Here is a 12207-nt window from a genome sequence, read left to right as displayed (position 1 = left end):
AATTCTTCTATCCTATTGTGATTTCTTCTTCTAAATAACTGTAGTTTTGTTTGTTTTTAGGTTTAACAAATGCTAATAAAGTATTTGAAATTCCCAATTGTCCAATAAACATTGTTATAACAAGCATTATTTTACTTAAAACCCCTAATTGCATTATTTGCTCATTTGGGAATGGTTGGAAACCAACCGTACCAAAAGCAGAACAAACATACATAATTAGTTTTATTATGGTTGCATCAGTGTGATCAGTGTTATCTGTTCCAAACAACATTTTATTACTATCCAAATAGACAACAAATATACTTGAAACAACAATAAAGAACGAGATAAATACTACTGCAAAAGCTCTTTTTACGGTTTCGTCTGGTATTTTTCTTTTAAATGCTTCAACTGATTTTTTATTTCTCATAATAGAAAATACAGCCAAAATACATATTGCAAATGTTGTGGTTCTTATACCTCCAGCAGTTGAAGATGGGGCAGCCCCAATAAACATTCAGATAGATAGAATAAACTTACTTCCCGCAGTAAAGTTATTAACATCAACTGTTGCAAAACCAGCATTTCTAGTTGAAGAAACGTTAAATATTAAATCCATCATTCAAACATGTGTTGGTTTTCAACCATCACTTACTCATTCTTGATTTGTAGACAGCATTCCACCTTCACATATTTTATTGGTTCCTAAATAATGACCATTTAAAAGTATTTTACTGTTTTCAACTGTTAATCACTCTGTTAAGAAAACAAGTATTGGTCCTAGAGCAAATAAAGTTACATATGTAATAAAGTTGATTTTTGTGAAAAGTGAAAATTTAACTGTCTTCCCTTGTCTTCTTGCTTTAATTTTCTTTTTAATATCATGGTATGTTGGATATCCAAGACCTCCAATTACTCACTGACATAAAAATGTTATTTGAATTAAATAACCTGTTGAACCCGGTTTATTATATGGTACTAGTGAATTTCCACTGATTATGTCAAAACCAGCATTATTTGTAGCACTTATTGAGTGAAAAATAGATGCTCAAAGTGATTTTCCAAAGTCATTGTAAGGACTTGAAACAGAACCTTCTGCAAAAGAAGGATCTAAAGAAATTGGGGTAAAATAGAATCCGAAGAATAAAACAATTGATCCTACAATTTCCAATACAATTAAAAATACAAAGGCGTCTTTAATCATTTCAACTGTGTTTGATAAACTGTTATTACCTCTTTCTGATGAAGCAATATTTTGATCATCTAAAGATACTTTTCTTCCTATCATAACTAGCAATGATATTTTTATTGTAAGTATTCCAATACCACCAATTTGACACATTATTATTATGAAAAGTTGACCCATGAATGAATAACCCGTGTTTGTTTGAATCATAGTTATTCCAGTATCTGAAATAGCACTTGAAGCTGTAAACATTCCAGTTATAAAATTTCAGTGGTTTTTTGGATCCAATACAACACCAGGTATGGAAAGTAAAAATCCACCTATTATTATTGCAAGTAAGTAAGCAAAAATTATTCTTCCGCTAACCCTTGAAAAAGGTCATCAATTTTTTAATTTATAAAAGAACTTCTCATTTTCTTTTTTAGGTTCTTTCTTTTTAGATTTATTATTAAGTTCTTTATCTTCATTTAAAGAATTTTTCATGAAAAATTACCTCTTTCAAATCTACATTAAATTATACATTAAACCTTAAAAGAGTTGTATAATTTAAAGAGTTAGAAAGTTGGTGCTTTTATGGCTAGAAAGAAAAGTTTTGCTATATTTGGTGCAAATTACTTTGGATTATCAGTTGCACAAACACTAGATGAAAAGAAACAATTAATTAAAATTTTTGACTATGATGAAGAAAAGTTAAACTTACACATTAACCAATTTGAGACAGTTGAGGGTGTTGTTTTAGATGCAACAAATAAAAATGCTCTAGAAAAAAACGGAATAAACCAATATGATGGTGTTATTGTTTGTTTTGGTGGAAATATGGAATCAAGTATTTTGACTGTATTAAATCTTCTTGATTTAGGGGTTGAAAATATAATTGTTAAAGCAAGAGACGAAAGACACAAAAGAATATTATTAGCTCTTGGTTTAGAAGAAGATAAAGTAATAATTCCTGACGTAATAACAGGAAAAATGGTTGCTACAAAATCATTATTTGATATTGAAAGTGAAGTTCAGTCAATCGATAACGAGTATGTATTTACAAGCATTACAGTTAACGAAGAAGAAATAATTGATAAATCAATTTTTGATGCTGGATTAAGCTCAAATAAAGACTTTAATATAATTCAAATAAAAAGAAGTGGTAAGACAATACTTCCAGACGAATATACTGTTTTAAAAGAAGGAGATATTCTTGGAGTATATGCAAAAAACAATATTGTAAATGATCTAGTTTTAAAAATTAGAGGTGAACAAGAAATTGAAGAATAAAAAATAACCTTAATTTAAGGTTATTTTTTATATATTTTCTTTAATCATTTCAATTATAACTTTTGTACCAACTGAAGGATTTACATTACCTCCAGTATCTTTCATAAGTTGTCCCATTAAAGTTTTTTCAACTCTTTCAGGTCTTTGTTCATATTGATCTTTTATCAGATTAATATTTTGCTCTATTATTGGAACTAATATTTCTCTAATTTCGCTTTCATCTGAAATTAGTTTCAGATTATTTTCATCAGCAATTGTTTTGACATCCTTATCACTTTCAAATGCTATTGGTAAAATTGTCTTAACATGTTTTGATGATATTACCCCTTGGTCTAAAAGATTCAAAATTTCATTTATATCTTTTGGAGTTAATTTTGATTGAGATAATTCTATTCCATCTTTATTTAAAAGAGCTTTAATGTCTGTGATTAAATAGTTTGCTACTTTTTTTGGATCAGAACCTAAATCTATACACTCTTCAAAAAACTTTACTAAAGATAAATCTGAAAGAATGTAGTTTGTATCATCTAAAGATAGTTGAAAATTATCAACATACTTAGTTCTTTTTTCAGTAGCTAATTCAGGAGAAGTTTTTAAAACCTCTTCTATTCATTTTTCATCTAACTTAATTGGAAAAATATTAGGTTCTCTGAAGTATTTGTAATCAATTGCATTATCTTTTTTTCTCATCAATACTGTTTCTTGAATTGATTCATCAAATCTTCTAGTTTCTTGATCAACTTTATTTCCAGACAATAATATTTTTGATTGTCTTTTTATTTCAAACTCTATTGCTTTTTTAACATTGTTTAAAGAGTTTAAATTTTTAACTTCAACTTTTGATCCAAATTCTGGATAACCATAGGGTCTTAAAGAAATATTTACATCACATCTTAATGATCCTTCATTCATTTTGACATCACTAACTCCAAGAAATAATAATATTTCTCTAAGTTTATTTACATACTCAACAGCTTCTGTTGCACTTCTTATTAATGGTTTTGAAACTATTTCTATTAGACCAACACCACTTCTGTTAAAGTCAATATAGGTCAATTCACCTTTGTGCGTTTGTTTTGCAGTATCTTCTTCAATATGAAGTCTTTCAATTTCAATAACTTTTTTTTCTCCATCTTCTAGAGTTACTTCAATTTTACCTTCTTTACCTATTGGGAAAAATTGTTGAGTTATTTGAAACCCTTTTACTAAATCGGGATAGAAGTAATTCTTTCTATCAAATCTTAATAATGGATCTATTTGCATTCCTAAAGCATTACAAGCAAGTAGAGCCAACCTAACCCCTTCTTTATTAACAGAAGGAATTGTTCCAGGATATCCCATATCTATTTCAGAAACTTTTGAGTTTGGGATTTCTCCATAAGTTACAGGACCTCTAGCAAACATTTTTGATTTAGTTTTTAATTCAACGTGGTTTTCAATTCCGATAATTACTTCAAAATTATTCATCTAAATCACCTACTTGTCTAAAGTTTTTTGTAACTAACTCTTCTACAAACTTAGCTGCTTGTAAAACTTTTAAGTCCTCTTTTGGTTTTGCATTTAAATTAATTCCAATAGGCATTTTGTCTTGAGTTACGAAAGGAATTGTAATTGAAGGCATACCGTTAAAGTTTGCAAGAATTAAAATATCTTCTACAAATGCATTTTCGGCATCACCTTTTTGTTCAACATCAACTCCATAAACATGATCTACAGTTTGTGCTGGTGCTAAAGTTGGAGGAATAATTAAAATATCTACTTGTTCATAAAGTCTATCAAGTTCTTCAACTATCATTCTTCTAACTTTTTTAGATTTTGCCAAAAGAATTTCTTGGTTTTCTGATTTTAACTGGTAACTACCAATTATAAATCTTCTCTTAACAGTTTCTCCAAAACCTTGAGTTCTAGAATTTCTTATTATTTCTTTGTAGTCTTTTCCTTCAGCTCTCATACCGAATCTAATTCCATCCAGGTTAGAGTGTGTTGAAGCTCCTTCAGCAAATGAAATCATCATGTAGGTTGCAGGGATAGCTTGCAATAACTTTATATTAAAGTCTAATTCAATAACTTCATGCCCTTCTTGTCTTAAGAGTTCATAAAGTTTTTTATAATCTTCTTTTAATTGCCCTTCAAGACAATTATCTACATGTTTGATATAACCAAACTTTATTTTTTTATCTAAATTATTTATATTTTTGACAAAATCCTGTTTGTTTTCAATTGAAGTAAAGTCTTTTTCATCATATCCAAAAGTTGCTTCACATAAATATGCTTGATCTTCAACGTTATTAGTAAAAAAACCTAAATGATCTAAGCTTGGTGCATATGGTATTGCTCCATATCTTGAAATAGAACCGTAAGTTGGTTTAAATCCAACAGTACCAGTTAAACTCGCAGGTTTTCTAATTGAGTCACCTGTATCTCCACCTGTTGCAAATGGAACAATTCCTTTAGCTACAGCATAAGCACTACCACTTGAACTTCCTCCAGCTATTCTGTTAAAGTCATGAGGGTTTCTTACTTCTCCATTAAATGAAAACAATCCTGTTCCACCCATAGATAATTCATCAAGTGCAGCTTTACCTATTAATATTGAATTAGATTCTTTGAATTTTGTTTCTATCGTTGCATCAAATGCTGGAATATAGTTTGAAAGTATTTTTGAACCAGCTGTTGTTAATATATTTTTTGTAGAAATATTATCTTTGTGAATAAATGGAATGCCGTTTAATACGTTTCCTTCTGTGATTTTATTTTCTAAAAGTTCTGCTCTTTTTATAGCCTCATCTTCACATAAAGTTATTAAAAAATTACTCTCCATTTCTTTTTTAGCATTTTCTAAAACAGATTTTACTAAATCAGTAACTTTGATTTCATTTTTTATTAACTTTTCATGAACCTCTTTTAAAGTTATATTTTTAAAATTCATTATTTAACCACCTTTGTGATTGTTATAAAATCACCATCGACACTTGGAGCGTTTTTCAATACATCCTCTTTCTCTAAAAGACTAATTTCTTCATCTTCTCTCAAGTATGTTTTGTTTAAATCAAAAGGATAATGTAACTCCTCTACACCTTCAGTGTCTATTGATAAAACTTTTTCAAACTTTTGTAAAATATCATTCTCATATTTAAGAATGTTTTTTAATTCTTCTTCACTAAGATCCAACATCACATCATCTTGAAGTTCTTTTAATAATTCCAAATTTATTTTCATATTCTATTCACCTATCATTTCTAAAAACTCTTCTTCTGTAAGAATTTTTACACCAAGTTTTTCAGCCTTTTCTAATTTACTTCCAGCTTCTTTTCCGGCTAGTAAAAAATCCGTTTTTTTACTTACAGTATCTATTACTTTTGCGCCATACTCTTCTAATAAATCTCTGAAGTGATTTCTAGGTTTGCTTAGTGTACCTGTTATGACAAAGCTTTTCAAAGTAATTTTATCATTATTTTTAGTACCTTCATTACCCAAATAAGTCATATTAACTTTTTCTTGTTTTAGAGCTTCTATCAAATCATTGTTTTGCTTTATTGCAAATCAGTCACAAACTGATTTTGCAACAATTGGGCCAACATCATTTACTTGTTCCAAATCTTCAAAAGTTAGTGCAGAAATTTTGTCAATTGTTTTAAAATTAATTGCTAATGTTTTAGCTGTTTTCTTTCCTACATGTCTAATACCTAAACCAAAAAATAATTTATCAAAAGAGTTATTTTTTGATTTTTCAATTGAGTCTAATAAATTATTTACTGACTTTTCACCCATTTTATCAAGTTTAATTAAGTCGTTTTTGTATTTATTTAATTTATAAATATCTCCAACATTTTTTATAAAATTATTTTCAAAAAGCTTTTCAATAATTTTTATACTTAGCCCTTCAATATTCATAGCATCTCTAGAAACAAAATGTTCTAATCCTCTAACTATTTTTCTTGGACATTGAGAGTTGATGCAATATTGATCAACTTCTCCTTCCACTCTTTCTAAATCAGAATTACATTCCGGACAAACTTTATCTTCAATTCATTTTTCTAATTTTAAATAATTGTCATCTTCGATTGGTGAAATAACTTCAGGTATTATGTCACCTGCTTTTTTTATTTTCACTTTACCACCAATTCTTATATCTCTTTGAATTATAAAGTCAGCATTGTGTAGAGTAGCTGCTTGAACTGTTGTTCCTGCAATTTGAACCGGTTCCAATGAAGCGTTATATGTTATTCTCCCTGTTCTACCAACTGTTGCAAAAATATTTTTTAGTTTAGTTTCTTTAACTTCTGCTGGAAATTTAAAAGCGATTGCTCACTTAGGAGACTTTGCGGTGTAACCAACTTTTTCATAAAGATCAAAGTCATTTATTTTTATAACAACACCATCAATTTCATAATCAAGTTTTTCTCTTTGTTCTTGTATGAATTGTATGTGGTTATAAACTTCTTCAATATTATTACAAATTTTACCAAGTTTATTAACTTTGAAATCCATTTCTTCTAAGTATTTTAATGAGTCACTGTGTGTGTGAAACTTTTCTCTGTCCATAAAGTAATATAAAAATGCATCTAACTTTCTTGAAGCCGCAATCGAAGAGTCTAATTGTCTTAGAGTTCCAGCAGCTGCATTTCTTGGGTTAGCAAAAATTTCTTCATCATTATTTTGTCTTTGTTTATTTATTTTTTCAAATTCGTTTTTAGATAAAAAAACTTCTCCTCTTATTTCGACATAATCACTTTTATCAGAAATTGAAAGAGGAATACTTTTAATTGTTTTAACATTAGAAGTAACGTCTTCTCCATAAACACCATCACCTCTAGTAACTCCTTTAAAAAGATTTCCATTTTTATAAATTAAAGATATTGATAGCCCATCTATTTTAGGCTCAACAAAAAAATTATAATTTTTATTTTCAATTTCTTTTAGAATTTGATCATCGAAGTTTAAAAGATCTTCTTTATTGAAAGCGTTTGATAAACTTAACATTGGAAGTTTGTGTTTATACTTTTCAAATTTTTCCATAACAACTCCACCAACTTTTTGTGTTGGTGAATCGGAAGTTAAAAATTCTGGATATTCTTTTTCCAGTTTTATTAATTCATTTAAAGATTTGTCATACTCAGCATCATCTACGATTGGGTTATCCAAAACATAATAAGCATGACCCCACTTATTTAAATCAATTTTAAGTTTATTTATTTTGTCCAGTATTTCTTTCATATAGACCCCTTATTAAAAAGTAATTCTTGAGTATTTTTTAATTACAATTACTTCATCGCTTTGTTGTTTTGCTTTTTTCATTTTTACAGAATAAGGCAGTGAATTTATAATTGCAAATAACAAAACCAATAAAACCATTCCGTTTGTTTCGAACATATTTGGATAAAATGTACTTATGAATCTGACAGAGATTGGGTTATAAAAAGTTAAGTAACTTATCAAAAATAAATCAAGTGTGTTTGTTAATAAACTTGTTTTTATTTTTTTTCTAAAGAAAACTCAAACCAAAGATCCTGCAAGCAGAGACATTGAAACAATAAATGTTAATAGTTGCTGTGCAATATTATTTTTAATAACTGACAATCAAATATACAAAATATTTAATGAATTATATTTTTCTGAAAGAATATTTTCATTAAAAGCTAAAATGATAGCTGTTGATAATGTCATGAAAAATATTGGAACGACCAGTACAGTTAATGTACTTTTTGTTTCTAAAAATAATTCAAACTGACTTACAAAACTATATTTTTTATTCATCAAGAATGATGTTATAAACATCACCAAAAGAATTGCTCCAAAGATAATCATTTGGACATAAAGTTGAAGAATAATATTATAGAAAATAAATCCAACCATTGGGAACAATGCTATTTTTAAAATATCTTTTGTGAAGTTTTGATTGAATCTTCTTTGTATTGTAAAAATAAAAGCATATAGAAGGAATAAAATTTGATACGAACTGTCCCAAGAAAAAGATATATAACCACCAAGTGCATACCCGATCAAAATAGGATTATATCTTTCCCTACTATTAAATGTTGTATATCTTAAAAGTAACGTTGTTGCAAAAAAGACTAAATACAATAGAATCATTTCACCACTAAATATTGAATATCCAAGTTTTCAAAAAATAATTCTTGTAATAATAAATACAGCTAAGCTTATACTGAAAACAACTATCCTGCTTTTTAATTTATCTTTTAAACCAAATGATTCATAAAATGTAAAAAATATAGAAGTAATTAAAAAAGCATCCAAGATAATTGTTAGCGGAACAATAATATCTTTATATTGGTATGGTTGTGCGTTTGTCATCATTATGATTGAAAGTTGAAAACTGTATCAACCTTGAAATGGTTTAAAACCAAGAAAGTTAAATAGTGTAGAGTTATTAAAAAATGAAACAGGGTTATCTTTTAGTCAGTATAAAATGGCTAATGTATTTTTATGTCTACTAAAGTTTTCTGTTGAAATAAATTTAACAGAAATATAATCTATTGCAATAAAGACTCCTACAACACCAATGAAAATTAATGAATCTAACTTAAAGAAATTTGTATTTAATCAAAATCTTGTAAATACAAAACAAAAGACAAGATATATTACTGATATTGCAAATATATAGTAAATAAAGAATACATAAGGCAATACAGATATAAGTTGTAAAGGAAATGTGAAAACAGAAAGGAATGTAAAGTAACTAAAAAATCCTGTAGCAATAGCTACAAAGTAGTTCTTTATTTTGAATTTGAAAAGCTCCATTGCTATTAATCCAGATGTATAAAACATGAATAAATATAAAAGAGATATTCCAAAAGCTATAAATATTCCATATACTGCCATAATCTCACCTTTATAAATTATAGCATCTCATAACAACTTAGCTATTCTTAAAAAACAAATAAAATAATCGACTTTAAGTCGATTATTTCCCTTTTAAAACATATATTTTTTCATTTTTTGGATTAACATTAATTTCTGCTGATTCATTTACTATTTCAGTAGTTAAGTCTAGTTCGTCAATACCATACATAACTTGTGATATTTGATCACTTTTATCTACAATTTCATCAACATCAATTCCATATTCTTCAAAACGTTTTTTTCTAGCTTCTGTTGATCTTTTAAGTATGATTTTTTGAACTAATGGTAAGTTTCTAATAATACCATTAAATGCTTTTGCATTAAGTATGTATGAAAACAAGACCAAAGCAGATATTGATAATAAGATTGTTCCAAAGAATAATAATACTAATGGACCAATTGTCGCACTTCCACTTGTTGATTCTTTAATATTAAGTCTATGACTTATTAATAAGGTATTTAACAATATTGACATAACAGTTGGAACAACAAGTATCAAGAAGTTGTTTAAAACGTGTTTTTTGTTTGAGTTATAAGTTACATATTTTCAAACATAAACTCATAGATATCCATACCTTATAACTAAACAAGCTAATTTTATTGAGTACATTGTAATAATACCAATAACAAGTCTGTTAATTCCCCCAACACCAGTTGTTACCAAAGCAAAAACAAGTAATGGCGCTGATATTATATAAACTATACCTACTATATTTTGGAATTTAGATACTTCTCCATATCTTCCTTTTGCCTGAATCAAAGTCATTTGACCATCACATAAAATAGCAAACGAAGTAACTGCTGCATATAAAATTGAGAAATATGGTGTATAGAACATATATTCAAAAGCTTTTTGACTGGCTTCATCTCCAATAATATTGATGTTTTTACCATATAAGGCACTTACGAAATATGGAGATAAAATTGACATATTTATAAATGTAAAAGCAGCTATTAGATATGTATAAAGTTCATATTTAGCATAACTATCTCAATTTATTCTTCCTCTTCTTGCAACCAAAGTTACAAAAAATTCTCTAAACGAAACTACAAAGTTTGTCATAATCAATCTAACATTTAAAGCAACAACAAGATATAAAGAAAGTGTTGAAGAAACATTCAATCCCAAAATAACAGAAACTATAGCTATATCTGAGTTTAAAAGTAAAGTTGAACTCAAAGTTGATCAAGTTATCTTAGTTTGAGTTGTATTTAATTTAAAACTATTAAAGTCTTTATAATATTTTAATCATAAGTATTTCTTTTTAACGTACATGTAAATTAATAACCCTTTGATTGGAGAGTAAAGAATTGTTGGTATAAATGGAACTATTGGGTTATTTACTTTTGCAAGTAAAAAGAAAGTTAACCCACTTACCAAAACATCTGTGAAAAGTATTGTCATTCTTCTAATAACATTTTTGTTATCTGCTATTATTATTGTTTCATAAACACTAAATCAGTAAGCAGAAACAAAGTTTTTTGTTCCAAAAATTAAAGCAACTAACATTAACATTCAATATTCTGCTCTACCTTCTGTTTTTCCAGAAAGATTTATAAATATATCATTTCATGAAGAAGGATTAAAAATACTTCCTCCCCCAGAACTTATTCCCGCATACAAAGGATAACCAATAGCTGTTAAACTAACTAAAACTAATCCCAGTAAAGCTGATTTTTTAAAACTTTTTTTAGTGGTTGAATAAATTTCATTAGCACTAATTCAATCATTATTAACAAGTGGTTTAACAAGTAAAATTGATGCTGCTATTCCTAAAGCTCCTTCAGCAGTTGCTATGATAGCAGAAAAAGATGTGACTAATCGCACATACCCGTTAAACTCTGTTCCAAATTTTTCCAAAACCCAGTACATTGTAAGGAATTGAATAATGGCATTTAGTGTTGAGATTGTTGTTCCAACTATTACACTAAAAATACCTTGTCTTGTTGATAACATAGCAACCTCCTAGAACATACATTATTTTTATTTTAACATTAAAAATTATATTTTGATTTGTATTCATTACCATTTAGATATGCTAAATGATCTTCAAATCCTTCAAAGATTAATTTATAAGCAATTAAGTCTATTTCTCTTAATTCACTTCTTTTTGCCCCATATCTGAAATCTTTGCAAATTGGAGATTTAAAAAAATCACAAACAGCTCTAATTTGATGTTTTCTTCCAGTTATTATTTGAATTTCATATATATTTTTTTCAGCATCGATTAAATTATTAATTTGCTCTACTTTTTTAGTATTATTGAATTTTTCAATTCTAAATCTAGCTTTTTGATTATCATTATCATATTTTATATAGCCTGTTACTTTTCCTGTTTGCAGTTGATTATTCTCTGTTTTAGCTAAATATAATTTTTGAATTTTACTTTTATTGTTAAGTTCTTTCAATAAAGAGTCCAATGTAATTTTGTTTTTAGCATATATCACTAAACCTTTTGTTAATTTATCAATTCTGTGAACATGACTTATTACAAAACTATTTTCACTTTCAGGGTTATATTCACCTTTATCCTTTAGATAACTTTTTACAATTTGATCTAAATTTATATTTACTGGAGAATGAACTTCTAAGTTTGGTTGTTTATCAACTATTAATATATTCTCATCTTCATAAATTATTTCTAAACTAGAAAAATCAACTTCCTCAAAGTCATCTCTCTTTTCTGCTTGGCTACTATCATACACTTTTATTTCGTCGTTTAATTTTATTTTAACTTTTGTATCTTTTATTCTAACATCATTAATTTTTACTTTACCTTTTCTAAATCATTTATAAATTATTGATAAATTAGTTGATTTAAAATTCTTTTTGATAAAGTTAAAGACAGTTTGATCAACATCATTTTGATTAACTTTTATTATTGTCATAATTGACCTCTTTTCTTTTT

General features: G+C 27.4%; 9 protein-coding genes. 1 reads left to right on the top strand and 8 read right to left on the bottom strand.

What is annotated here, in order from left to right; translation table 4 throughout:
• Positions 1-7 precede the first annotated feature (7 nt).
• Positions 8-1648 (bottom strand): TrkH family potassium uptake protein, encoded by a 1641-nt coding sequence (locus SBIUS_RS00595; RefSeq protein ID WP_162684583.1) that lies wholly within the window; start codon positions 1646-1648, stop codon positions 8-10.
• A 90-nt stretch (positions 1649-1738) separates the two neighbouring features.
• On the opposite strand from SBIUS_RS00595, the gene SBIUS_RS00590 reads away from it, so the two are divergent.
• A complete protein-coding gene (locus SBIUS_RS00590) occupies positions 1739-2434 on the top strand; it encodes a TrkA family potassium uptake protein (RefSeq protein WP_162684582.1) in 696 nt (231 codons plus the stop codon).
• A 27-nt stretch (positions 2435-2461) separates the two neighbouring features.
• Here SBIUS_RS00590 and gatB read toward each other — a convergent pair whose 3' ends face one another.
• The 7 genes from gatB to SBIUS_RS00555 all read right to left on the bottom strand — a co-directional run bounded on the left by gatB (position 2462) and on the right by SBIUS_RS00555 (position 12187).
• Positions 2462-3901: an Asp-tRNA(Asn)/Glu-tRNA(Gln) amidotransferase subunit GatB gene (gene gatB / locus SBIUS_RS00585; protein ID WP_162684581.1), complete on the bottom strand. Its 1440-nt coding sequence runs from the start codon at positions 3899-3901 to the stop codon at positions 2462-2464.
• A complete protein-coding gene (locus tag SBIUS_RS00580; protein ID WP_203352885.1) occupies positions 3894-5363 on the bottom strand; it encodes an amidase family protein in 1470 nt (489 codons plus the stop codon). The genes gatB and SBIUS_RS00580 overlap by 8 nt, the downstream gene beginning before the upstream one ends.
• Positions 5363-5653 carry an Asp-tRNA(Asn)/Glu-tRNA(Gln) amidotransferase subunit GatC gene (gene gatC / locus SBIUS_RS00575; RefSeq protein ID WP_162684580.1) on the bottom strand — a complete coding sequence of 97 codons (291 nt, stop codon included), beginning with the start codon at positions 5651-5653 and terminating at the stop codon, positions 5363-5365. Before gatC ends, SBIUS_RS00580 begins: the two co-directional genes overlap by 1 nt.
• 3 nt (positions 5654-5656) lie before the next feature.
• Positions 5657-7651, bottom strand: coding sequence for an NAD-dependent DNA ligase LigA (ligA, locus tag SBIUS_RS00570; protein ID WP_162684579.1), 1995 nt, complete (start codon positions 7649-7651; stop codon positions 5657-5659).
• A gap of 12 nt (positions 7652-7663) precedes the next feature.
• Entirely contained in the window at positions 7664-9277 is a 1614-nt protein-coding gene (locus tag SBIUS_RS00565) for a hypothetical protein (RefSeq protein ID WP_162684578.1), read from the bottom strand.
• Positions 9278-9359: 82 nt separating this feature from the next.
• Positions 9360-11255: a hypothetical protein gene (locus tag SBIUS_RS00560; RefSeq protein WP_162684577.1), complete on the bottom strand. Its 1896-nt coding sequence runs from the start codon at positions 11253-11255 to the stop codon at positions 9360-9362.
• Positions 11256-11293: 38 nt separating this feature from the next.
• On the bottom strand, positions 11294-12187 hold the full coding sequence (locus SBIUS_RS00555; protein WP_162684576.1) for an RluA family pseudouridine synthase: 894 nt from the start codon (positions 12185-12187) through the stop codon (positions 11294-11296).
• Positions 12188-12207 lie beyond the last annotated feature (20 nt).

This window comes from Spiroplasma sp. BIUS-1, assembly GCF_010365805.1.
In the GTDB taxonomy this organism is placed as follows: Bacteria; Bacillota_I; Bacilli_A; order Mycoplasmatales; family Mycoplasmataceae; genus Spiroplasma_A.
The sequence above is the reverse complement of the archived record's forward strand: the minus strand, read 5'-3'. Positions and strand labels throughout refer to the sequence as shown.